Source organism: Mesorhizobium sp. M0664, from assembly GCF_040320565.1.
Classification (GTDB): Bacteria; Pseudomonadota; Alphaproteobacteria; order Rhizobiales; family Rhizobiaceae; genus Mesorhizobium.
On the sequence record NZ_JAMYPW010000047.1, the window covers coordinates 1 to 22,280 of the forward strand.

Below are 22,280 nucleotides of genomic sequence, written 5' to 3' on the forward strand. Positions count from 1 at the left end.
CTTCCGGCGCCGCATCGATCTGGTCGTAGCGCTTGTATTCGCCAAAATACTTGGTGATCGCCGCCGTCAGCGACGTCTTGCCATGATCGACGTGACCAATCGTGCCAATGTTCACATGAGGCTTAGTGCGCTCGAATTTACCTTTTGCCATAGTCTCTTTCCTTGGACGGCCTGGGGACGGCCTGGACCTTCAGTTCAGTCGAATGCGGGGCGATTAGCGACTAAGGCCGAAAAACACAAGTGCCTTGTCGCCGAGCGCGCTCGCCCGCCCGAACGCGTGATCCGGTTTCGGAGAATGTGGCGCGGATATAGGAACGAACAAGGGCAAATGGAATGGTTGCGGCTGCGGCTGACGGCTTTGACGGATTTACAGCCGGATCTGGCCCATTGCCGCCCTGGCGCCGGTCTGATTTCGTAGGCCGATGCATTTCATCCCGACTGCCATACGAGGCCCGCTGTTCATGGTCGTTTCGACCGGGTCCTACATCGTCAACGACACGATGATGAAACTCGCAACCGCGGGACTGCCGCCCTATGAGGTGCTGTTCCTGCGCGGCGCTGCGGCAACATTGTGGGGCTTTCCGCTGCTGTTCATGCTGGGCTATGGCAAGCAGATCCCGCTGATCCTCGACGCCAAGGTTTTGCGCAGGAACATGCTCGAACTGGGTGCGATCCTTTGCTACGTGGTGGCGCTCGCCAACATGCAGATCGCCGATTCGACCGCGCTCGGACAGATCACGCCCTTGCTGATGCTGGTCGGCTCCTCGATGCTGTTTGGCGAACGGATCGGCGGGGTGCGCCTGGCGCTGATCGGGCTCGGCTTTATCGGCGCGGTGATGGTTGCACAACCGACGATGCAGGGGATTTCGGTCTACGCGCTGCTGGCGCTAGGCAACGCAGCTCTGTCCGCCGCGCGCGATCTGGCCGGACGCAAGGTCGCCGCCGACGTGCCGGGGATGATCGTCGCTATTTCCGCGGTGGTTGTGGTGCTCGCTGGCGCCGGCGTTGCGCATCTGGTTTCCGAGCAGTGGGTGGTGCCTGAAATCCGTCACCTGCTGCTGATGGGCGGCGCCGGACTGTTCCTGATCTTCGGCCACTTCTTTATCTTCATGGCCTATCGCGTCGGGCCGACCAGCGTGGTGGCGCCGTTCTACTATTGCTTTACCGTCTGGGCGGTGATTTCAGGCTTGGTGGTTTTCCGGCAGCTCCCGAATGCGCTGGCCATCGGCGGCATCCTGCTGGTGGTGGCCAGCGGGTTGACCATCGTCTCGCTCGACGAGCGCAAGCGCCGGTTGACCGTCGTCGCTTGAAACTGAAATCAGCCTGCATAATGGGAGGAGCGCGTGGCAAGCCCGGATGACAACCAGAATTCACGCAACCGCAGGCTTATCGGAAAGTGCCTGTGCGGCGCCGTTCAGTACGCGGTGGCGGACGCGTTCGTCTATGCCGCGAACTGCCACTGCTCGAACTGCCGGCGCACCACCGGCTCGGCCTTCAAGCCATTCGCCGGCATCGAGCGCGACAGGCTGAGCCTGACCAAGGGCGAGGATAATCTCATGATCTTCGGCGACGAAACCGGCCATGACGCGCACTGCCGGACTTGCGGCTCGTTGCTCTATTCGGTGGTCCGCGACGGTGCCTTCGTGCATGTCGCCATGGGAAGCCTCGTCGACGAGCCGACCATCCGCCCGACGCAGCACATTTTCGTCGGCTCGAAGGCGAAGTGGTTCACGATCACCGACGATCTGCCGCAATACAGAGAACACGCGGTCGCCGGAGATGCCGGCGAATAGCTGACCGTTAGAAAACGCTCAACCAAATTATCGTTTCGTTTTCGCGTCCGCCGCCAAGGAAACTATACTGTGCTCCGTCACTGAACTTATGTCGCGGGGATTTCTGTGGCATTGCCGCCCGACTGGTTGCCCAATGTTGCGATGAAGCGCGTCATTTGCCACTGGACGGCCGGCTCGCATTCGGCCGGCGATACCGACAGGGATGCGTATCACATACTGGTCGAGGGGAATGGCCGCCTGGTCAGGGGCCGGCCTTCGATCGCGCTCAATTCAGGCCGGGTAAAACCGGGATATGCCGCGCACACGCTCAACTGCAACGGCGGCTCGATCGGGGTTTCGCTCTGCTGCATGGCCGGGGCGGAGGAAAGGCCGTTCGATGCCGGCGGCTATCCGATGACCAGGGCGCAGTGGGACGCGATGACCGCCGTTGTCGCCGAACTCTGCAAATACTACCGCATCAAGGTCACGCCCAAAACGGTGCTGTCGCATGCCGAAGTCGAGAGCAATCTCGGCATCGAGCAGCGCGGAAAATGGGATTTCACCCGGCTGCCCTTCGATCCGACGATCAGCGGCGCAAGCGCCTGTGGCGAGCGGCTGCGCCGCGACGTGACGGCGGCAATGGGCGCGATGCCAAATCTGCCGGTGAGGATTGGGCGCGATGCCGCATGGCAGCGACTGCTCGAGGAATTATGGCCGATCATGGTGAGAGGGCTGGAAGCCGGCCTCAACACGCTGATCCGCGAAATCCTCAAAAGGATCAGATAGGCGGTCGGCATTCGGGTGAATGCCGACGCAACTGCCGGACGACTTCTAGAGTGCCCTCTTGCCGCTGAACTGATGATAGGCCCACAGGACCACCACGGCACCGACCACGGCGACGATCAGGCTATAGATGTTGAGCCCGGTAACGCCCGACGCGCCAAAGGCGCTGAAGATGAGCCCGCCGACGATGGCACCGACAATCCCGAGCACGATGTCGAGCACAAGGCCTTGCCCGCTTTTATTGACGATCTTGCTGCCTATGAAGCCGGCGATGACGCCGAGAATAATCCAGCTTAATATTGACATTTTTCCTCTCCGTTCCCCGCACCCGATTACTTCCACATTATTAAGCAAAGCTCAAGCCAACTTGAAAATCATGATTACGGAAAGCTCAAACCGGCTTGAAATTCGCCATGGATGCGTCATTGTTGGAAACGGACGGGCAATTTGACATGGAGATCCACAATGGGACTGTTTGACAATGCCGTTCCCGGCGGCAACGTCGCCAAGCCGCTGATGATCGCGCTCGGCGCACTTTTGGTGGGAAAAATGCTGAGCGGTGGAAGTTCCGCCCAGACGGAGGCAGCGCAAAGCCCTGCCCCCATCCCGCCCGATACAACCACATCCGCCGATGGCGGCCTGCTCGGCGGTCTGGGCGGCCTGCTCGACAAACTGAAGGACGCCGGCCACGGCAACGTTGCCAATTCGTGGGTCGGTACCGGTCAGAACCAGCCGATCAACCCCAGCGATCTGGGCAGTGCTCTCGGGCCACAAATCATCCAGGAGATCGCGCAAAGGACGGGCCTGAACCAGCAGGACCTGCTCAAGCAGCTATCCGCAGCCTTGCCAGGGCTTGTCGACCAGTTGACGCCGAACGGGCAAGTGCCGCAGCAGAACCAGCTCGCGTCCATATTCAGCAAATTCGCGAGCTGACGCCTGTCGCCCAACGCCGCCTGCGGTTCGGGACAACGATAACACAGATTAAGATGCGCGTCCGTCTGGACGCGCAACGAATACTTTGAATTATCGGCAAAGCGCTTCGCTTGGGGCTGCCTTCGGCATCGTGCGCGAGGTGCGCCGCGGCTGGGGGGAAATCTGGAGCGGGTAGCGGGAATCGAACCCGCATATTCAGCTTGGAAGGCTGCTGCTCTACCACTGAGCTATACCCGCGCCTTTCAGTCAAGCATCGGATCCGCTCCGACGCTCGCTCTGCGTTTCAGGGCTTCCGGGCCGGCAGTGGTGGAGAGGGTTGGATTTGAACCAACGTAGGCATAGCCAACGGATTTACAGTCCGTCCCCTTTAACCACTCGGGCACCTCTCCAGTCTGCCGCCGGAGCCATGCAACGAGGCATCGACGCGTCGCGGCTGCCTGAGCAGCCCTTCCGCGAAGCGCCTTATGGCGGCAGCGCCCAAAACTGTCAACCGCAACAGTCCGGCAAAAAGCGCTGAATTTCGCACCTCGCCCGACAAGCAGCTTCTGCGGCTGTATCCATGGCCGGACGACACGGCTATAGAAGCCGGCCATGAGCAACGATAACAAATCGAAGACCCCTAAAGACACCCACTACGCCAAGCTGCGCCGCGCGCATCGCGACGAGAAGAGCGGTGGCGCGCCTGCATTCAGGCCACGCCAGCCGGTGCCGCCCGGCGAGAACCCGGCGGATGGGCTGGTGCGGCTCTACGGGCTGCACACGGTGCGGGCCGCACTCGACAATCCGCGCCGAAAAATCAAGAAGATGCTGGTGACGCGCAACGCTGCCGAGCGGCTGGCAATCGCCGACCTTGGCGCTTTGCCCTTCAAGGCGGAGTTGGTCGAACCCAGGGACATCGACAAGGTCACCGGCTCGGATGCCGTTCACCAGGGCGTGCTGATCGAGGCCGAGCCGCTGAAACCGAAGCGGCTCGATGCGCTTGGCGACGCCAGGCTGGTGCTGGTGCTCGACCAGATCACCGATCCGCACAATGTCGGCGCGATCCTGCGCTCGGCGGCCGCCTTCGGTGCCGGCGCACTGATCACCACGGCGCGCCACAGCCCGCAGGAATCCGGCGTACTGGCGAAGTCGGCCTCCGGCGCGCTCGAACACATCGATCAGATCGAGGTGAAGAACCTCGCCGATGCGCTGGAGCAGTTGCACGAGGCCGGTTTCCAGACGATCGGCCTGGATTCGGACGGGCCGGCGGAACTTGAAACCAGCTTTGCCGGCGACAAGATCGCTCTGGTGCTCGGCGCCGAGGGAAAAGGCCTGCGCCAGAAAACGCGCGAAACGGTGACGACGCTCGCCCGCCTCGACATGCCCGGTGCCATCCGCTCGCTCAACGTGTCGAATGCCGCGGCGGTGGCGCTTTATGCGGCGCGAAAATTTTTGAAAGAGTGAATGGTGAATGGTGAATGGTGAATGGTGAATGGTGAATGGTGAATGGTGAATGGTGAGACTGTGCGTAAGTCGTGACCAATTTACTACCAACTACTCACCTATCTGCAACTGACTACCTATTCACTATTCACTATTCACTATTCACTATTCACTATTCACCCACTTCACATCCCGCCATCCGCTCCAGCGCCCGAACCAGCGCCGAATGATCTTCCTTAGCGCCGCCATTCGCCGCGCAAGAGTTGAACAATTGCTGCGTCGTTGAAGTGTTGGGCAGGGCGACGCCGAGCGCTTTCGCGCCTTCCAGCGCCAGATTGAGATCCTTCTGGTGGAGTTCGATGCGGAAGCCGGGCGCGAAAGTGCGCTTGATCATGCGCTCGCCATGCACTTCCAGGATGCGCGAGTTTGCGAGCCCGCCCATCAGCGCCTGCCGGACCTTGGCCGGGTCGGCGCCGGCTTTTGAAGCAAAAACAAGCGCTTCGGCGACGGCCTCAATGGTCAGCGCGACGACGATCTGGTTGGCGACCTTGGTGGTCTGTCCGACGCCGTTCGGTCCGACCAGAGTGATGTTCTTGCCTATCTTCTCGAAGATAGGCCTGGCGCGTTCGAAGGTTTTTTCCTCACCGCCGACCATGATGGTCAGCGAAGCCGCCTTGGCGCCGACCTCGCCGCCCGACACCGGCGCATCGAGATAGTCGCAGCCGACATCGTTGATCTTTCTTGCGAATTCCTTGGTTTCGATCGGCGAGATCGAGCTCATGTCGATGACCAGCTTGCCTTTAGTGAGGCCTGACGCGACGCCATTCTCAGCGAACAGCACGTCGGCGACCTGCGGCGTATCCGGAACCATGGTGATGACGATGTCGGCGGCACGCGCGACGGCATCATGGCCGGTGACGACCTTCAGGCCCTTGGCGACGAGGTCGGCCGGCGGTTTCGAGCGGTGGTCGCTGGCGACGACCTGATAACCGGCGTCTAGCAGATGCCCCGCCATCGGCGCGCCCATAATGCCGAGGCCGATGAAGCCGATGGTGTCCATGTTTTTCTCCGTTTCTTGTTAAGGGGGCGTTTCCTGCGCGCCCCCTCTGGCCTGCCGGCCATCTCCCCCACGAGTGGGGAGATCGGCAGTTCCCGCGCCGGCCCTTAAACGTTCCCGACCTCGAAAATTGGCGAAAGCGGCGGTGATATCCAATCTCCCTCCTTGTGGGGGAGATGCCAGGTTTTGGCAAAGAGGGCAGGCCAGAGGGGCGCGCGCAGGAACGCGACGTGCGATACGTAGCGTCTACGCCGCCGCGCTCCCCTTCCCGGCCAGGTCCCTGAACCACCCAAGCCCGGTTTCCGTTCCGCCCTTAGGCTTGTACTCCGCACCGACCCAGCCGGAATAGCCGATGCGGTCGATGTGGTTGTACAGGAAGGGAAAATTGATCTCGCCCGTCCCCGGCTCATGACGGCCGGGATTGTCCGCAAGCTGGATATGAGCGATGCGGCTGAGGTTTGCCTCAATGGTACGGGCGAGATCCCCCTCCATGATCTGCATGTGGTAGATGTCGTATTGCAGGAACAGGTTCTTCGAGCCGACGCGGTCGATCAGGGCCAGAGCCTGGTCCGAGTAATTCAGGAAGAAGCCCGGAATGTCGCGGGTGTTGATCGGCTCGATCAGCAGCCTGATGCCGGCCTGCTCCAGCTTTTCGGCCGCGAAAGCCAGATTTTCGGCGAAGACGTCTTCCAGCACGGAGCGATCGACGCCTTGCGGCGCGATGCCGGCGAGGCAGTTGACCTGCTCGCAGGCGAGCGCATGGGCATAGGTGACGACCTTGGCAATGCCCTGCCGGAACTCCGGGATGCGGTCGGGCAGGATCGCGATGCCGCGCTCGCCCTTGGCCCAGTCGCCGGCAGGCAGGTTGAACAGGACCTGCGTCAGCCCGTTCTTCTTCAACCTGGCCGCGACGACATCCGGCGCATGGTCGTAGGGGCCGATATACTCGACGCCCTTGAAGCCGGCGCGGGCGGCGGCATCGAAGCGGTCGAGGAAGTCATGCTCGCCAAAGAGCATCGAAAGATTGGCTGAGAACCGTGGCATGGCAGTAGTTCCTCATATGCGGCTTAATCGAGCATGACGATCGCCGTGGGGGCATCTTCATGGCGTTCGGCAAGCTCCTCGAATTCGGTGATCTTGTCGATTTCGGTACCCATCGAAACGTTGGTGACGCGCTCGAGGATGAATTCGAGCACCACCGGAACCTGGTGCTCGTCCATCAGGCGCTTTGCCTCTTCGAAGGCACCGGCGAATTCCTCCGGCCGGCGCACCCTGACGGCCTTGCAGCCCATCGCCTCGGCAACGGCGACGTGGTCGACGCCGTAGCCCGCCTCTGGATCGCCCTGTCGATTGACGTTCTCGAAGGCGAGGCTGACTTCGAAATCCATCGAAAAGCCGCGCTGCGCCTGGCGGATCAGGCCGAGATAGGCATTGTTCACGACGACATGGATGTAGGGCAATTTGTGCTGTGCGCCGGCCGCCAGTTCCTCGATCATGAACTGGAAATCATAGTCGCCGGACAATGCCACAATTGTGCGGTCCGGATCGGCGGCGCGAACACCGAGGGCTGCCGGCAATGTCCAGCCGAGCGGGCCGGCCTGGCCGCAATTGATCCAGTTGCGTGGCTTGTAGACGTGCAGGAATTGCGCCCCGGCGATCTGGGACAGGCCGATCGTGGTGACATAGGTGGTGTCGCGGCCGAACGCCTTGTTCATCTCCTCGTAGACGCGCTGCGGCTTCAGCGGCACCTGGTCGAAATGGGTCTTGCGCTTCATCGTCTTCTTGCGCTGCCGGCATTCGCCGGCCCAGCCCGACCAGTCGCGCAATTTTCCGGCCGTCCTCCACTCGGTGGCGACGTCGAGCAGCATCTTAAGCGCCGCACCGGCGTCCGAGACGACGCCGAGGTCCGGCGCGAAGACCCGGCCGATCTGCGTCGGCTCGATATCGACGTGGATGAATTTCTTGCCCTTGGTATAGACGTCGATCGAACCGGTGTGGCGGTTGGCCCAGCGGTTGCCGATGCCGAAAACGAAATCGGCTTCGAGCATCGTGGCATTGCCATAGCGGTGCGAGGTCTGCAGCCCGCACATGCCGGCCATCAGGCGGTGGTCGTCGGGGATCGCGCCCCAGCCCATCAGCGTCGGAATGACAGGCACGCCGGCGACCTCGGCGAACTCGATCAGCAGATCGGACGCATCGGCGTTGATGATGCCGCCGCCGGCGACGATGACAGGCTTTTCCGCCGCATTCAGCATCGTCAACGCCTTCTCGGCCTGGGCGCGCGACATTGCCGGCTTGAACGGCACCAGCGGCTCGTAGGCATCGATGTCGAACTCGATCTCGGTCAGTTGCACATCGACAGGCAAATCGATCAGCACCGGCCCCGGCCGCGACGAGCGCATCAGATGGAACGCTTTCTGCAGCGCCATCGGCACCAGATAGGGTTCCATGACGGTGACCGCCCATTTGGCGACGGGTGCAGCGATCGCCGCAATGTCGACGGCCTGAAAATCCTCCTTGTTGAGACGCGCGCGCGGCGCCTGCCCGGTGATGCAGAGGATGGGAATTGAATCGGCAGCGGCCGAATAGAGGCCGGTGATCATGTCGGTGCCGGCAGGACCCGAGGTGCCGATGCACAGACCGATATTGCCCGATCTGGCGCGGGTAAACCCTTCGGCCATATGCGAGGCCGCCTCGACGTGACGCGCAAGGATGTGGCGGATACTGCCCCTCGCCTTCAGTGCCGAATAGAGCGGGTTGATCGCAGCACCCGGCACGCCGAAGGCACAGGAGATGCCTTCCTTTTCGAGAACGAGAACCGCTGCGTCGACTGCGCGCATCCTGGCCATGTCAGCCTCCACGGAATTGTTGATAGCCGATGATGCCAGCGCACCAATGATTTTTCAATTTTTTCAGAATATTTTTCCATTTCTAGAAAACAGCTCTTGTTGGTTGAATTGATTGGCCTTTTTGTTTTCCATGAATTCGCTTCGTAAATCACTGGAAAACTTTTTCATTGCCTGTTTGGGCGAACAGGGCGAAGAATGGCCCGATGGAAACCACCGAAAAACGCCAGCGCGGCCGGCCGCGCGCCTTCAACGGGCCGTCCGAGGCCGCCTCGGTGCAGTCGCTGGACCGGGCGCTGCGGATCCTGGCAATCGTCGCCGATGGCAGTGGCCTGTCGCTGAGCGAGATCGCCGCCAGTTCCGGTCTGCCGGCATCCACCGCCTACCGCATGCTGACGACGCTGGAAAACCACGGCATGGTCGAGTTCGACGGCCCTGACCAACTGTGGTCGATCGGCGTCGAGACCTATCGCATGGGGGCGGCGTTCCTGCGCCGCCGCAAGCTGGTCGACCGCGCCCGTATCGTCATGCAGGAATTGATGGAGAAGACCGGCGAGACCGCCAATCTCGGCGTCGCCGAGGACGATTGCGTCGTCTTCGTCAGTCAGGTCGAGACGCACCAGGCGATCCGCGCCTTTTTCCGGCCGGGCACGCGCAGCTCTTTCCATGCATCGGGCATCGGCAAGGCGGTGCTGGCGTATCTCGAGCCGGAGCGCGTCGCCACCATCCTGCGCCGGGCCGGGCTGGAGCGCTTCACCGAAAACACGCTGTCCGATATCTCGGCTCTCGCCCGCGACCTGGTGACGATCAAGCTGCGCGGCTGGTCGGTTGACGACGAGGAGCGGCATCCGGGCATGCGCTGCGTTGCCGCCGCCATCTTCAATGAATTCGGCGAGCCGATCGGCGGCGTTTCGGTCTCCGGGCCGACAGTACGGGTCACGCCGGAACGGCTGGCCGAGATCGGGCCGCTGGTGCACGATGCGGCGGCGGAGGTGACGAGGATGATCGGCGGACTGCCGACCCCTCCCGGCCTTGGCAGCGAGCCGAGCGCATAGCAGCGCTGACCAGCGCGGAATGGTGCGACATCTGCCAGGATGGCCAGAGCTAGGCCCCGGGCACCGCGCTCTTGGTCGATAGGTCGTAGAAATCAAGCAGCATCGCCAGCCCAACTCCGCAGGCGGTGAAGATGAGGCCGGCAATGAAGATACGATTGGCGCGTTCATAAACGCGCCGTTGTAGAGACGTTATGTCGAGCAGCAACCGCAGCGCTCGTATCTGCAGGGCAATGCCGATCAAAATCGGCACGACGGCGGCCAGGTGATAGATTTCCCATGGTATCGGGTTGGCGGCCCAATGCGTGATGAAGCCCAGCGAGAACGCCAGCAGGATGCCGACTGTGGTGATTGTGCCGTTGCGGAAAACCGTCTCGATCGGCTCTTCGTTCGGATCGTGCTCGCCCAAGCGCCCTCTCCCTGTTTCGCTATCGGTGCAGACTAGGCTGTTGGGAAATCGCTGTATACTGCCGGGTTCCTGGTGAAATCGGAGACAAATGATAGCTAAATTGCTTGGAGACTGAAGCTGGCGCTGCCCCTCATTGCCCTGCCGGGCATTTCTCCCCGTATAGTGACGGGGAGAAAGAAGCTGACCGCGACCTTGGCGCCCTCTGCAGCGCTGGAGACTGCCGAAGTCATCGCCGAGAGCGTCCCTTCTCCCCATCACTATACGGGGAGAAGATGCCGGCAGGCAGATGAGGGGCAGCGCCGACACTGATAGTCAGTCGATTTCGACAGGAAGCCTATCGCCGAACAACAGAAAAAGGGCCAGTGGGGCGCCCTTCCGGTTGCATGAAACGGTCACGTCCTCCCAAGCTGGCATCGTGGCCCTCAAAGCCAGCAGCGATGGCGATAGCCGTCGTAGCCGACATAGGTGTCCGAGTACGGGTCGTAGCTCTGGTAGCGATTGAGGCAGCGCCGGACGTGCCACGAGCCGCCGTCTTCCTCGATATAGACGGTGCGCGGCTGGGCCAGCGCGCTGCCGAGCAGGAAGCCGCCGACACCTCGGCAATGCCGATGCCGAGGTGCTTGTGCTTGTGATGGGCGGCCGACGGCTGAACGGTGCCGACCAGCATGGCGGCGGCGACAGTGGTGGCGACGAGGCCGGAAATGATGGTGCGCTTGAACATGACGATCTCCTTGTTGTGGGAGGCGATCCAACCGCCTCTTGACCATCAGTCGTTGCGGCGGAGAAAAAGGTTCAAACATTTTTCGGGTCTCTTCGGCCGACGGCAACGATCCTGGCTCATGACGCAAAAAGGGCGGCCGAAGCCACCCTTTCGCCAAGTGGATCATCTAATCAAAGGAAGATGATCACCTTCCATGGTGATGATGATGGTGGTGCCACCACCACCAGTGATGCCAATGGTGATGATGATGATGCGTGCCGTGGGCCGACGACGACAGGCGGTGCCGGCTAGGGCGCCAGTGGCGATGGAGACGGTCGCGCGTCGCGGCCAAGTCCCCACTCGGCGAGGCTTTGGCCTACATCGCCAAATACCGGGATGGCCTGAAGCTCTTCCTGATCGCCGGCCGCGTCGAAATCGATAATAACAGCGTCGAGCGAACCATCGGACCGATAGCCCTCAATCGCAAGAACGCACTCTTCGCAGGGCACGACGCTGGGGCCGAGAACTGGGCGACCATCGCCTCGCTCATTGAAACTTGCAAACTCAATACTTTTGATCCGCTGTCCTATCTGACGAGCACACTCACCGCCATCGTCAGCGGCCATAAACAATGCCGGATCGATGAGCTGCTTCCTTGGAAATATCCCGCCTTACAAAGGAATTCCTACCCATGACAGTCGGCCCGAACCAGTCATTGCACAAATGCCTTGCCTCGGATCGGGTTTACTGGCCCATTTGATTTGACGGCCCAAAGTTGCCTCCTCTCCGGTGCTCGCGAAGCGGGTTATGAGGTCGGACGTCGATCCTGCGATCACCGTGGTAAGCCTTGCCGAGATCAGACACGATTTCAACCTCGCAAAGAGCATTCGTCGGACCCACCATGGAAAATCTGATGTAGGCATCCGCAAACCAGCTATGCGGCATCTCATTCGCATCCATAAGCCGCAACACCGCTCCTTGATAGTAGGTAGCCGAGGCGCTGAATTTGGAGCACTCAGACAACGTTGATCCCCTCTGCAGCCGTAGCCGCAACTCCCGTTGACCGGATTCCGTCAGAAAGGTTGCGTATTGCCCCAAAGCCCAGTAGCCATCCAGGTCGTTGTATCTACTGACAAAGCTTTCAAGAATATCGTGGCAAATTCCCTTAAATTGCTTTCTTCTCGGCATTGAAAATCCAACACAGGCGCTGCGCGACAATCTTATGGCTTGAAGGGAAGCATATCGAAATGTTTCGCAGTATCAACGGCCTCAAATCGTCGCCACTGACTGGTAGTGACGCAGGTTGCCATAAGGTTCAGCGGCCAATGGCATCTGACACCGAGCGGCCGAATTATCCGAGCAATGTGTGAGGAGCACATCGCTTACAGTAAAACTGCGCTTGGACATGATGATCTCCTCGATCTTTGAATGAGGCGATCATTCGCCTCTGGAGATCGGTCGCGGCGCGGCAGCGAAAGGTTCGGAGGTTCTGAGAATTCTTAGTGAGCGGTTCTTAGTGATTTCGTTTTGATTGGTGAGTAGTGAGAATTCGCGGTTTCACTACTCACTCTCTCGCTCACCCCATGCCGGTGATATGGCGAAGCCAGAAGGCGAGCGCGATGAAGCCGATGATGGTGGTGACGCCGGTCCAGTCGATATTGGCGTGCTTCAGGTCCTTGATGAGCTTCACCAGGAGAACCCAAGCCACGACGACGAGCGGGAGAATGATGACAAACCTGATCATGCGACTGCCTCGCTGATGCGATTGCACCTTCGATCAATATAGGAAGCGAATTGGCCGTTTTCAGGACGCCCTGGCGGCAGAACCGGCGCGTTCGCCGGGAACCGAAAAACGGAGTTTTGTCTTTACTGGCGCATCAAATATGGTAACCGAAGCGCCGTGCCCTTGTAGCTCAGCCGGTAGAGCAGCGGTTTTGTAAACCGAAGGTCGGCGGTTCGATCCCGTCCGGGGGCACCAGCAAGCAAGGATTGCTTGCGAGGACTTCCCAACGCGCATCGATATCTACTCATCCCCGATTTCCACAGGGTCGGGCCGTCAAGAGCGGTGGCACATCAATTCAAACGCATATAACTGCATCGGAAACCATGGGAGTTTCCGTTGGAGCAGAAACGCACGACCGCCCCCTTCATCAACGGGATGTTTGGCGGCCTTATCGTCTTCGCCTTCGCGTTCGGTTTTCGTTTGCTGACAAGTCCCGACCCCGATCCAACATCAAGAGCAACGACAAGCCTTTCGGTACTGGCCTTCGCCATTTGTTTCGGCGCAGCCTTCCTGCGCGAGCACCGGCGCCAGATTGCCGCCGCCAGAGAATATCTTAGCCGCCCAAGAACGTTTTAGGGCCACGCGTTCCGTCCCCGTCGGGGAACCACAAACGTCGCGTGAACTTGCCGGCTTAATCTGAGGCCAGATTGCGCTTTGGCATCTCATACCAAGAGACGGAGACGCCCATTAGTGCCTGGCCCTTACAGCCATCATTTCGGCCCCTCTCCGGCTCAGGGCCATTTAACAGCATTCGATTAAATTGCCCCTGTGTATATTAGCACTCGCTCAATTAAGCGCGCCGACAATGCCCCGTGTGGCGGGCCAAACCAACGGGTGTTGTCATGCGAAGCGATTTCGCCGCGGCGCGCGAGCTTTTGGAGTGCGCACAAAACCGCCTCTGCGGCGCAGATGAAACGAGCCGACGCGTCAACGAGGTCCTCGACGCGCTGATTGAAGAAATAGCCATCGCGGAATTCCGCAAGGCGCCACTGACGGTCGTGCCGTTTCCGCGTGCGCGGCCGCCCAAGCATGTTCGGTAGAGCGCTGGTCGCCCGCGTTGACGAAGAGCCGGCAACTGGTGTTTCCGCAATCGCCCGTTGGAGCGTCGTTGAACGACCAAGCCTTTGACGATAGAGTTGCCGGGCAGTGGTGCTCTGAAACTCCGGAGCCGATCCATGTCACGCTGTGGAGATGTCTACGAGAACAAGGTGACCGGCGAATATGCGGTCATCCTGCGCGGCACCGAAGACCGCGGCCAGGGACCTGGCATCGCTCATCTGACCGCCCGGCCGGGAGCCGCAGTGGTGGGCGAGCACTTCCACCCGAATCTGACGGAACGGTTTACCGTCCTCCGTGGCCGTCTCGACGCTTGCATCGCCGGGAAGACTTTGGCCCTGGGGCCTGGCCAATCCGCCACGGTCGAAGCAGGCGTCGCACATGATTGGTGGAACAGCAGCAAAACCGAAGAAGCGCATGTCCTGGTCGAAGTCGACCGGGCGCCAGCTGCGGACAATGTCGACCCGAACCGTTTCGAGCTGCTGATCGGCATGCTCTTCGGCCTGGCCAATGCCGGCAAGGTGGACAGAAAAGGTAGACCTTCGCCGCTTCAGGCAGCAGTCATCGCCAGAGAATTTGCCGACGTGATCGTCTTCACGCACCCGCCACCTGCGATTCAGCGAGTGGCGCTGGCGATCCTGGCGCCACTCGGCCATCTGCTCGGCTATCGCGCGATCGACCCGGACTACTGCAAGCCGCACGGGCATGTCATGCCGGCTCCTGAAATCCTCGCTCGAGCAGGCCTAGTAGCCGGATGATCCGGGTCCATATTGGGCGCCCGGCATTTTTGTCGGCAGCCATACGCAGGACTCGCGGCAAGCTCTATGAAGCACTCGCGACCTGACCGGATATGGCGGCCCTGTCGAACGTGTTTCTCACCCTGACCGACTTGTAGACGTAGGCGACCCAGATCCCGGTCAGTACAAAAGAAACTGCGGGCATTACCAGCCCATCCGCTGTAAGCACGAAGCTCACAGGAGCGCTCATAACCGCTGAGATCCACACCGTGTCCAGAATAAATACGGTTGGTATTGCAAACCACTGATACAGGAATAGCTGCTTGAAGCGGTAACTCCGCAGCAGCATCGCAAAGAGCACAACCACCTGGAACACCACAAACGCCAGCAAGAGGGCAATCTCTCCGTAGATCGCCAAAGTGCCATTCGGGAGCGTCATGAGCTGTCGGTAGCCTTCACTCGATGAGCCTAATGAGACGAGCGTGCGTAGCGGGGAGAAAGCCTGAAGGATCGCCAGCAGCATAAGCCAGCCTCCGAAACCTACGAGAGCCGAAGTATCCTGCAATGGCTTTGCGGCTGACCGAATGGCAAAGAAAACAGGCACGCCGATCAGCAGCGGCACTATAGCCCAATGCCAGATGGAAATCTGCATCCAATCCCTCCCCTGATACCCTTTTAGGTTGTATCAGATTTCAACCTCAACTCAAGAGGCAACATCGAAAGGAAGCGCTGCTTGCAAGACCCGTCAACACTATATTTCTGGCACGATGCTATTTCCGGCAGGATGCTGCCATGTCGCGAACTCTGATCGTCGTTGGTCTCAGCATAGTTGCCGTAGGCCTGCTGTGGCCTTGGTTGGCCCGGACCGGCCTTGGCAGGCTGCCCGGCGATATCGTGATCGAGCGTGAGAACTTCAGGCTTTATGTCCCTATCACCACGGGGATACTGGTCAGCATCGTGCTCTCGGCCATTCTATGGCTGATCAGCCGGTAGGCGATGCTCCGGCTGCGGCGATTTGTGTTGCAGGCCCAACTCGCCCTTGATCTTCTTACACTCCGATCGCCGCCACCAATATCCTGTTCTGCCTGCGTATCGCCGTGCGCAGTTCGGCAATCCTCGCCTCCTCGCGCTTCACGAATTCGATGAACATCATGTTCATGTTGTTGAAGATGAGTTCGCCGAGTGCCGGCCCGTCGATGTCGCGACGCACCAGGCCGAGCGCCTGCAGGCGGACGATCAGTGCGCGGATCTGCTCGGTCAGCGCGCGGTCCAGCCCGGTATAGGCCTGGCCGAACGGGCTGTCGGGCAGCTGCGTCGAGATTGCCATCGCCTGCCGCCACATCTCCTTGCTGAGATAATGCAGCGAGTGCTCGATATAGATGCCGAGCAGCGTATCGAGAGCGTCGCCGACGTTGGCCGGCGGGTTGGCGACGACGCCGCGCCCGGCATTGAGCACCTCGTTGACCTCCATCGAGACGATGGCGCCGAGGATATCACCCTTGTTCTGGTAGTAATTGTAGATGGTACCGACCGAGACTTCGGCCTGCGCGGCGATGGTCTCGATCTTGGCGCCTTCATAACCCGCATCGCGGAAAAGCGCCGCCGCCGCCTCGATGATGCGGCGGTGCCGATCCGCCTTCTGCCTTGCCCGCAATCCGCTCATAGCGGCTGTTTGCCACAAAAACAGAATTGACTCAATTTTAGAATTGGTTCAATTTTTTCCTACAAGCCAAAAAGGCATGGGAGAACACTCGATGTCCATCAATCCAAAGACCCCCAATCCAACCGTCAGGAATCCGCTTTCCGTTCTGAAGAGCCATCTCCAAGGCGCCTGTGCCGCGGCAGCACTGCTGCTGGCGGCGGGCAGCCTCGCTCAGGCGCAGGATCTCAACGCGCTGATCTGGTGCGATCACGCCGATCCGGCGCTGCTGCAGCCGTTCGAGGAAGCGAACGGCGTCAAGGTCAATGTCAAGGAGTTTGAAGGCACGGGCGCCGGCCTGGCCATCGTCGAACAATCGCAGCCCGGCGACTGGGACGTGATGGTGATCGACAGCATCGACGTACCGCGCGGCGTCGAAAAAGGCCTGTTCGAGCCGCTGCCGGAAGACAAGCTGCCGCTGGCCGACCTGTTTCCGCAGGTGAAGATCGACAGCTCCACCGTCGTTGACGGCAAGCGTTACGGCATCACCGAAAAGTTCGGCTACAACACGATCGGCTACAACAAGACCAAGGTCGACCCGGCCGACATGCAGTCGCTTGCCGCGCTGACCGGCGACAAATACAAGGGCAAGATCGCCATCTACGATTATTACCTGCCGGTCATCGGCATGGCCGCACTGGCGATCGGCAAGAAGACGGCGGACCTGACCGAAGCCGACCTTCCCGCCATCAAGGAAGAGCTGCTCAAAATGAAGGCCAACGCCAAGCTGGTCGGCGAAGTGACCGCCAGCCAGACGGCGCTGGCGACCGGCGAGGTCGACATTCTGGTCGGCGGCGGCGAATGGGTGACGGCGGGGCTGGCCAAGGAAAACCCTGCCCTGGACTTCTCTATCCCGAACGAAGGCGCCGTGCTGTGGTCGCAGTCGCTGGCAATGTTCAAGGATTCCAAGAACAAGGAGCTGGCGCTTAAATTCATCCAGTACATTATGAGCCCCGAAGGCCAGGCGCGGCTCGCCACCTCGTCCTGCTATTGGGGCATGCCGGCCAACAGCAAGGCGGCGTTGAGCGACGAGCAGAAGAAGATCCTGCGCTTTGACGAGCAGCCGGAATTCCTCGCCCGCGCCCAGTCCTATCCTGCGCCGAACGCCGACCTCGACAAGAAGATGCAGGACGTCTGGACCGAAATGCTGCAGGCGCAATGACCGGCAGCCGGTCGTGAACGCCGTCAACAGCGGGCGTGCCCTGCCCTGGGCGCTGGTCACGCCGGCGCTCGGCTGGACGTTGCTGTTCTTCGTGCTGCCCTTCGTCGCCATGGCGGTATCCAGCCTGACGGCACATGAAGGCGGCGGCTTCACGCTGTCCAACTACAGCCAGTTCTTTGCCAATCCGTCCTACTGGCAGGCGATGGTGAACTCGCTGCAGGTCACAGCGATCGTCACCGTGATCTCCGTGCTGCTCGCCTATCCTTTTGCCTGGATCCTGGCCGAGCAGGTGCCGGAGCGCTGGCAGCGGCTGGCGCTGATGCTGGCAGTGCTGCCGTTCTGGACCTCCTATGTCGTGCGCTCCTATTCGTGGCTGCTGGTGCTGGCGCAGAACGGCGTCGTCAACCATGCGTTGACCGGCTCCGGCCTGTTCAGCGAGCCGCTGCAGCTCGCCAATACGCGGCTGGCCACCGTCATCGGCTTCGTGCATTTCTTCGTCATGCTGTTGACGCTGACGATCTTCGCCAATCTGAAGCAGCTCAGCCCCAGCTATCGCAAGGCCGCCGCCGACCTCGGCGCCGGGCCGGTTCGGACTTTCCTGCATGTCGTTCTGCCGCTGACGCTCCCCGGTATCATGGTCGGCGCCTTCCTCACCTTCGTGCTGTGCATCGGCGACTACATCACGCCGCAGATCCTCGGCGGCAACAACGAGCTGTTGATGCCGCAACTCGTCATGATGCAGATCGGCCGGCGCGGCGACTTTCCGCTCGCCTCGGCGCTGTCGATCATCCTGATGGCGGTGGTCACCGTTGCCTATCTCGCCTGCTCCCGCTGGCTGAAGATCGAGCGGGCCTGACCATGCGCGCGCTCATCCGCCTCGTCTCCGGCCTTTACGCCATCGCAATCTACGGCTTCATCTTTCTACCGGTCATCGTTCTGGTGCTGTTTTCGCTGCAGGCAACCTCGTTTCCGATCCCGCCCTTCACCGGGCCTTCGCTGCGCTGGTACGAGGCCGTGCTCGCCGACACGCGGCTGACTTCGGCTCTGGTCAATTCGCTGCTGGTGGCGGTCGTCTCCTCGGCTGCCGCCGTCACGTTGGGCTTTCTCTCCGCCTGGGGTTTTGCGCGCTTCGCTTTGCCGGGCTCGGGCCTGATGCGCGGGCTGATCACCTTGCCCTTGACCGTCAGCTATCTCATCATCGGCATGGGGCTGCTGGTGCTGTTCAACTGGGCCGGCGTGCCGAAGTCGCTCACTGCCGCCGGCATCGGCCACGTCGTGATCAACCTGCCGCTCTGCTTTGCCATCGTCTACAGCCAGATGGGCGACCACCAGATCAACATCGAGCGCGCCGCGCGCGACCTCGGCGCGCCCGAATGGACGGTGCTGCTGCTGATCACCGTGCCTGTCATGGCACCGGCGATCTTCGCCGGTTTCTTTCTGTCGATGACCTTCTCCTGGGACGAATTCGTCATCTCGTTCCTATTGACGCGCTTCGATACGACGCTGCCGGTCGAGATCTGGAACCTGCTGCGCTCCGGCCTCAATCCCAAGACCAACGCCGTCGGCTCGCTGGTCTTCGCCGTCTCCATCGTGCTGGTGGTATTGTTCGAGCTGATGCTGTTGCGGAGGAAGCCGGCATGAGTGCGCCACTGGTCGATATAAGCTCCGTCTCGCATCGCTTCGGCCAGCATACCGTGCTGAAGAACGTCTCGCTGACGATCGAGCCTGGCAGCTACACGATCCTGCTCGGGCCGTCCGGGTCCGGCAAGACGACGCTTCTGTCCATCCTCGGCGGCTTCGTCACGCCGAGCGAAGGCAAGGTGCTGATCCGCGGCGAGGACTGCACTGCCGTGCCACCAGCGAAGCGGCCGACGACGACCGTGTTCCAGGACTACGCGCTGTTTCCGCATATGAGCGTCGGCAGCAATGTCGGCTTCGGCCTGCGCATGCGGGGTGTCGATGCCGCAACCCGGGCAGCAAGGGCGCGCGAGGCGCTGGCGCTGGTTGGGCTGGCCACTGCCTTCGACAAGAAGCCGCACCAGCTTTCCGGCGGTCAGCGGCAGCGCGTGGCACTGGCGCGCGCCCTGGTGGTCGAGCCGGCGGTGCTGCTGCTCGACGAGCCGCTCGGCGCGCTCGACCTGAAATTGCGCCGGCAGATGCAGGACGAGTTGAAGGCGATCCAGAAACGCGTCGGCACCGCCTTCATCCACGTCACTCACGATCAGGAAGAGGCGATGGCGCTGGCCGATCATTGCGTGGTGATGAATGACGGGCGCATCGAGGACGAAGGACCGCCCGAGCGCGTCTATGCCCGGCCAGCGACGCGCTTTTCCGCGACTTTCATGGGCGAAAGCACGCTGATATCGGGAACGGTGACCGAGGCGAAGAGCGGCAAAATCGCCGTCACCACGAAGCTTGGGTCGCTCTCGCTGCCCGGCACATTGCCGCCCGGCTTGGCCGTTGCGCTGGCCATCCGCCCGGAGCATCTTGTTCTCGGCGCTGCAGGCGGTGCTGTGGCGCTTGGCATGGTCAAGGTCAGCGACGTCGTCTTCCAGGGCAGCTTCAAGCGTGTGCTGGGGACCTCCACGACCGACCCGGCGCTGCACTTCATCGCCAAGGTCGCGGCCGCATCGGCCGTCCAGCCGGGCGACGTTGTCGCGGTATCGTGCGATGCTGGCGACATCATCCTGCTTGCGGACCAAACATGAGCACGCTTCCAATCATCGACGCTCCTGACTGGTACGAAACTATCCGCATGGGCGATGGCGTGACGCTGATCCACGAGCCGTGGATCAAGCCGTTCTTCCGCTGCAACATCTGGCATGTGCGCGGCCGCGACCGCGATCTTCTGTTCGATACCGGCCTCGGCCATTTCAGCCTGCGCCGCCACGTGCCGCTGGTCACGGAGCGCAAGCCCACCTGCGTGGCCAGTCACACCCATTTCGATCATATCGGCTGCCATCACGAATTTCCCGACCGCTGCGTGCACCCGGCCGAGGCCGAAATCCTCGCCGATCCACGCAACGAATGGACGGTTGCCGACCGCTATGCCACCGACGAGATGTTCGACGGCATGCCGCAAGGCTGGGACACGAAGCGCTACCGGATCCTGCCCGCACCAGCCGGCCGGTTGCTCGAGCAAGGCGACATCGTCGATCTCGGCGACCGTGCCTTCGAGGTCATCCACACGCCCGGCCATTCACCCGGCGGCATTGCGCTCTACGAAAACAGGACGGGCATCCTGTTTTCCGGCGACATCATCTATGACGGCCCGCTGATCGACGACGTCTATCACTCCGATATCGACGATTATGTCGAAACGCTGCTGCGCATGCGCGATCTCGATGTCTCGGTCGTGCACGGCGGCCATTTCCCGAGTTTCGGCAAAGTTCGCTATCGCCAGCTTATCGACGAGTATCTGGCGCAAAAGCGCCAGGCTGGCTGCCATCTGTTGCAAGCCCCATAATCACTGGCGCTGTGGCGTCAAAGCGCCCTTTGCGGACAGGGTGTCCCCGCCGCGTCGCCGCAGCGCGAGGCCGTGGGCTCGGGTCTAAAGCTCTTTTCCTCCGCCTGGCGCACCAGTTCCGCGAAAGCCAGGGCAAAACTTGCCAGCATCAGGAAGACAATAATCAAGCGTGCCAGCGGCAATAGATCGGCCTCGACTGGTTAGCCCCCCACGCCGCCCGTCCGCTGCCGGCTAACATGATCGATATGGCTTTACGAGAGTTTAAGGCGAGTCTTAACCATCACATCATTTTGTCCTCCGACATGATGCGCGAGTGCGGCTTGTTTGGTCGCCATCTCCAGGCACCTCCCTCCCTTTGCAGAAATGCCCACCCATGCTAACCCGGCGCTGGCGCGGCCCAGCAACCGGTCGCCGCCAATCGGTCGCCAGACGGTCATCGCCAATCGGTTGTCGTTGAGAGCCATGAGCAAAACCGCCAGCCGTTTCGCCTTCGTCTCATCCGGTACAGCCGACGCCAATGCGGCGCTTGAAAGCCTTTCTGCGCGTTACGGCCAGGCATCCGTCGAAGAAGCCGGGATCGTCGTGGCGCTCGGCGGCGACGGCTTTTTGCTGCAGACCCTGCGTGAGACGATGAGCACGGGAAAGAAGGTCTACGGCATGAACCGTGGCACCATCGGTTTCCTGATGAACGAATACCGCGCCAGCGGCTTGACCGGGCGCATCGCGGCGGCCGTTGCCGAAACGATCCGTCCGCTGGAGATGCAGGCGGTGACGGCCGAAGGCGAGACGATTTCGGCGCTCGCGATCAACGAGGTTGCGCTTTGGCGCCAGTCGTACCAGACGGCCAAGATCCGCATCACCGTGGATGGGCAAGAGCGGCTGGAGGAATTGCACTGCGACGGCGTGATGATTGCGACGCCGGCCGGCTCGACCGCATATAATCTGTCGGCGCACGGGCCGATCCTGCCGCTCGACGCTCCGCTGTTGGCGCTGACCCCGGTCAGCCCGTTTCGTCCGCGCCGCTGGCGCGGCGCGCTGCTCTCCAACAAGGCGATCGTGCGTTTCGACATTCTGGAGCCGGAAAAGCGGCCGGTGAACGCCGCCGCCGACCACACCGAGGTCAAGGCGGTGACGACGGTCACGGTGAGGGAATCGCCGACGGCAACGGCGACGCTGCTGTTCGATCCCAACCATTCGTGGAACGAGCGCATTCTCGCCGAACAGTTCCGCTACTGAGCCGGCGCGGCGGCCGCTGCGCAAATTAAGCATCGCGATTAAGCTTACGGCTTCACAATCGCACCAATGCCGCCCGTTTGTGTTGACAAATCGTGGGCTTGCGCCTACCTGCAATACCAATCTTGCAGGCGCGCGGCGCTTGCCGCGACTGCATATGTTGCGCCCCC

At 61.2% G+C, this 22,280-nt stretch carries 28 protein-coding genes, 3 tRNA genes and 1 pseudogene; 18 read left to right on the plus strand and 14 right to left on the minus strand.

Annotation, left to right across the window (positions count from 1 at the left end; translation table 11 throughout):
* On the minus strand, positions 1-151 hold a 151-nt coding region (locus NKI39_RS28015), incomplete at its 3' end, for a GTP-binding protein (RefSeq protein WP_352643320.1).
* A 271-nt stretch (positions 152-422) separates the two neighbouring features.
* Here NKI39_RS28015 and NKI39_RS28020 point away from each other — a divergent pair.
* The 3 genes from NKI39_RS28020 (at position 423) to NKI39_RS28030 (ending at position 2,558) form a co-directional block, all read left to right on the plus strand.
* A complete protein-coding gene (locus NKI39_RS28020) occupies positions 423-1,310 on the plus strand; it encodes a DMT family transporter (RefSeq protein ID WP_352835895.1) in 888 nt (295 codons plus the stop codon).
* A gap of 33 nt (positions 1,311-1,343) precedes the next feature.
* The gene (locus NKI39_RS28025) at positions 1,344-1,793 is read left to right on the plus strand and encodes a GFA family protein (RefSeq protein ID WP_352835897.1); all 450 of its coding nucleotides are present in this window, start codon (positions 1,344-1,346) and stop codon (positions 1,791-1,793) included.
* Positions 1,794-1,898: 105 nt separating this feature from the next.
* On the plus strand, positions 1,899-2,558 hold the full coding sequence (locus NKI39_RS28030) for a peptidoglycan recognition protein family protein (RefSeq protein ID WP_352509813.1): 660 nt from the start codon (positions 1,899-1,901) through the stop codon (positions 2,556-2,558).
* Positions 2,559-2,603: 45 nt separating this feature from the next.
* On the opposite strand, the gene NKI39_RS28035 is transcribed toward NKI39_RS28030, so the two are convergent.
* Positions 2,604-2,861, minus strand: a complete 258-nt coding sequence (locus tag NKI39_RS28035) for a GlsB/YeaQ/YmgE family stress response membrane protein (protein WP_023717513.1) — start codon at positions 2,859-2,861, stop codon at positions 2,604-2,606.
* A gap of 159 nt (positions 2,862-3,020) precedes the next feature.
* Here NKI39_RS28035 and NKI39_RS28040 point away from each other — a divergent pair, with 159 nt between their 5' ends.
* The gene (locus NKI39_RS28040; RefSeq protein WP_352746804.1) at positions 3,021-3,488 is read left to right on the plus strand and encodes a YidB family protein; all 468 of its coding nucleotides are present in this window, start codon (positions 3,021-3,023) and stop codon (positions 3,486-3,488) included.
* 163 nt (positions 3,489-3,651) lie between these two features.
* On the opposite strand, the gene NKI39_RS28045 is transcribed toward NKI39_RS28040, so the two are convergent.
* Both NKI39_RS28045 and NKI39_RS28050 read right to left on the minus strand, forming a co-directional pair.
* Positions 3,652-3,725: transfer RNA gene (locus NKI39_RS28045), tRNA-Gly, on the minus strand.
* A gap of 67 nt (positions 3,726-3,792) precedes the next feature.
* Positions 3,793-3,877, minus strand: a tRNA-Tyr gene (locus NKI39_RS28050).
* Between the two features lie 202 nt (positions 3,878-4,079).
* Here NKI39_RS28050 and NKI39_RS28055 point away from each other — a divergent pair.
* The gene (locus NKI39_RS28055; protein ID WP_352835901.1) at positions 4,080-4,931 is read left to right on the plus strand and encodes a TrmH family RNA methyltransferase; all 852 of its coding nucleotides are present in this window, start codon (positions 4,080-4,082) and stop codon (positions 4,929-4,931) included.
* A gap of 151 nt (positions 4,932-5,082) precedes the next feature.
* Here the strand turns inward: NKI39_RS28055 and NKI39_RS28060 are convergent, their stop codons facing one another.
* The 3 genes from NKI39_RS28060 to gcl form a co-directional block, all read right to left on the minus strand.
* Positions 5,083-5,970 (minus strand): 2-hydroxy-3-oxopropionate reductase, encoded by an 888-nt coding sequence (locus tag NKI39_RS28060; RefSeq protein WP_352835904.1) that lies wholly within the window; start codon positions 5,968-5,970, stop codon positions 5,083-5,085.
* Positions 5,971-6,213: 243 nt separating this feature from the next.
* Positions 6,214-7,011, minus strand: coding sequence for a hydroxypyruvate isomerase (hyi, locus tag NKI39_RS28065; RefSeq protein ID WP_352835907.1), 798 nt, complete (start codon positions 7,009-7,011; stop codon positions 6,214-6,216).
* A gap of 23 nt (positions 7,012-7,034) precedes the next feature.
* Positions 7,035-8,816, minus strand: a complete 1,782-nt coding sequence (gcl, locus tag NKI39_RS28070) for a glyoxylate carboligase (RefSeq protein ID WP_352702328.1) — start codon at positions 8,814-8,816, stop codon at positions 7,035-7,037.
* 203 nt (positions 8,817-9,019) lie between these two features.
* On the opposite strand from gcl, the gene bhcR reads away from it, so the two are divergent.
* Positions 9,020-9,868, plus strand: coding sequence for an HTH-type transcriptional regulator BhcR (gene bhcR, locus NKI39_RS28075; protein ID WP_352702330.1), 849 nt, complete (start codon positions 9,020-9,022; stop codon positions 9,866-9,868).
* 49 nt (positions 9,869-9,917) lie between these two features.
* On the opposite strand, the gene NKI39_RS28080 is transcribed toward bhcR, so the two are convergent.
* Positions 9,918-10,274 carry a hypothetical protein gene (locus NKI39_RS28080; RefSeq protein ID WP_352451067.1) on the minus strand — a complete coding sequence of 119 codons (357 nt, stop codon included), beginning with the start codon at positions 10,272-10,274 and terminating at the stop codon, positions 9,918-9,920.
* A gap of 422 nt (positions 10,275-10,696) precedes the next feature.
* Positions 10,697-11,074: a BA14K family protein gene (locus NKI39_RS28085; RefSeq protein WP_352835910.1), complete on the minus strand. Its 378-nt coding sequence runs from the start codon at positions 11,072-11,074 to the stop codon at positions 10,697-10,699.
* Positions 11,075-11,306: 232 nt separating this feature from the next.
* Between NKI39_RS28085 and NKI39_RS28090 the strand changes: the two are divergent.
* Positions 11,307-11,669: pseudogene (locus tag NKI39_RS28090) on the plus strand (IS66 family transposase); the annotation flags it as partial.
* Positions 11,670-11,718: 49 nt separating this feature from the next.
* On the opposite strand, the gene NKI39_RS28095 reads toward NKI39_RS28090, so the two are convergent.
* Positions 11,719-12,162, minus strand: a complete 444-nt coding sequence (locus NKI39_RS28095) for a hypothetical protein (RefSeq protein WP_352684810.1) — start codon at positions 12,160-12,162, stop codon at positions 11,719-11,721.
* Positions 12,163-12,550: 388 nt separating this feature from the next.
* The gene (locus NKI39_RS28100; protein ID WP_352451069.1) at positions 12,551-12,718 is read right to left on the minus strand and encodes a hypothetical protein; all 168 of its coding nucleotides are present in this window, start codon (positions 12,716-12,718) and stop codon (positions 12,551-12,553) included.
* A 158-nt stretch (positions 12,719-12,876) separates the two neighbouring features.
* Here NKI39_RS28100 and NKI39_RS28105 point away from each other — a divergent pair.
* The 4 genes from NKI39_RS28105 (at position 12,877) to NKI39_RS28120 (ending at position 14,571) form a co-directional block, all read left to right on the plus strand.
* Positions 12,877-12,952 (plus strand) — tRNA-Thr (locus NKI39_RS28105).
* 141 nt (positions 12,953-13,093) lie between these two features.
* Positions 13,094-13,333: a hypothetical protein gene (locus NKI39_RS28110; RefSeq protein WP_352541361.1), complete on the plus strand. Its 240-nt coding sequence runs from the start codon at positions 13,094-13,096 to the stop codon at positions 13,331-13,333.
* Between the two features lie 266 nt (positions 13,334-13,599).
* Complete coding sequence (locus tag NKI39_RS28115) at positions 13,600-13,797, plus strand: hypothetical protein (RefSeq protein ID WP_352541362.1); 198 nt, start codon at positions 13,600-13,602, stop codon at positions 13,795-13,797.
* Between the two features lie 135 nt (positions 13,798-13,932).
* Positions 13,933-14,571 carry a cupin domain-containing protein gene (locus tag NKI39_RS28120; protein ID WP_352835913.1) on the plus strand — a complete coding sequence of 213 codons (639 nt, stop codon included), beginning with the start codon at positions 13,933-13,935 and terminating at the stop codon, positions 14,569-14,571.
* Positions 14,572-14,635: 64 nt separating this feature from the next.
* Here the strand turns inward: NKI39_RS28120 and NKI39_RS28125 are convergent, their stop codons facing one another.
* Positions 14,636-15,202, minus strand: coding sequence for a DUF2569 family protein (locus NKI39_RS28125; protein ID WP_352835916.1), 567 nt, complete (start codon positions 15,200-15,202; stop codon positions 14,636-14,638).
* Positions 15,203-15,342: 140 nt separating this feature from the next.
* Here NKI39_RS28125 and NKI39_RS28130 point away from each other — a divergent pair, with 140 nt between their 5' ends.
* Positions 15,343-15,543, plus strand: a complete 201-nt coding sequence (locus tag NKI39_RS28130; RefSeq protein ID WP_352835919.1) for a DUF2905 domain-containing protein — start codon at positions 15,343-15,345, stop codon at positions 15,541-15,543.
* 55 nt (positions 15,544-15,598) lie between these two features.
* Here the strand turns inward: NKI39_RS28130 and NKI39_RS28135 are convergent, their stop codons facing one another.
* A complete protein-coding gene (locus tag NKI39_RS28135; RefSeq protein ID WP_352472778.1) occupies positions 15,599-16,213 on the minus strand; it encodes a TetR/AcrR family transcriptional regulator in 615 nt (204 codons plus the stop codon).
* A 91-nt stretch (positions 16,214-16,304) separates the two neighbouring features.
* Here NKI39_RS28135 and NKI39_RS28140 point away from each other — a divergent pair, with 91 nt between their 5' ends.
* The 5 genes from NKI39_RS28140 to NKI39_RS28160 are packed head-to-tail and all read left to right on the plus strand — an operon-like array spanning position 16,305 to position 20,877.
* Positions 16,305-17,411, plus strand: coding sequence for a polyamine ABC transporter substrate-binding protein (locus NKI39_RS28140; RefSeq protein ID WP_352835922.1), 1,107 nt, complete (start codon positions 16,305-16,307; stop codon positions 17,409-17,411).
* Between the two features lie 13 nt (positions 17,412-17,424).
* Positions 17,425-18,267, plus strand: coding sequence for an ABC transporter permease (locus tag NKI39_RS28145; RefSeq protein ID WP_352835925.1), 843 nt, complete (start codon positions 17,425-17,427; stop codon positions 18,265-18,267).
* Positions 18,268-18,269: 2 nt separating this feature from the next.
* Positions 18,270-19,052, plus strand: coding sequence for an ABC transporter permease (locus NKI39_RS28150; protein WP_352835927.1), 783 nt, complete (start codon positions 18,270-18,272; stop codon positions 19,050-19,052).
* Positions 19,049-20,119, plus strand: a complete 1,071-nt coding sequence (locus NKI39_RS28155) for an ABC transporter ATP-binding protein (protein WP_352835930.1) — start codon at positions 19,049-19,051, stop codon at positions 20,117-20,119. The genes NKI39_RS28150 and NKI39_RS28155 overlap by 4 nt, the downstream gene beginning before the upstream one ends.
* Positions 20,116-20,877 (plus strand): MBL fold metallo-hydrolase, encoded by a 762-nt coding sequence (locus NKI39_RS28160; RefSeq protein ID WP_352835932.1) that lies wholly within the window; start codon positions 20,116-20,118, stop codon positions 20,875-20,877. Before NKI39_RS28155 ends, NKI39_RS28160 begins: the two co-directional genes overlap by 4 nt.
* Before the next feature lie 17 nt (positions 20,878-20,894).
* Here the strand turns inward: NKI39_RS28160 and NKI39_RS28165 are convergent, their stop codons facing one another.
* Entirely contained in the window at positions 20,895-21,059 is a 165-nt protein-coding gene (locus NKI39_RS28165; RefSeq protein WP_352835934.1) for a hypothetical protein, read from the minus strand.
* Between the two features lie 280 nt (positions 21,060-21,339).
* Here NKI39_RS28165 and NKI39_RS28170 point away from each other — a divergent pair, with 280 nt between their 5' ends.
* Entirely contained in the window at positions 21,340-22,113 is a 774-nt protein-coding gene (locus NKI39_RS28170; RefSeq protein WP_023679915.1) for an NAD kinase, read from the plus strand.
* The last annotated feature ends 167 nt before the right edge of the window (positions 22,114-22,280 follow it).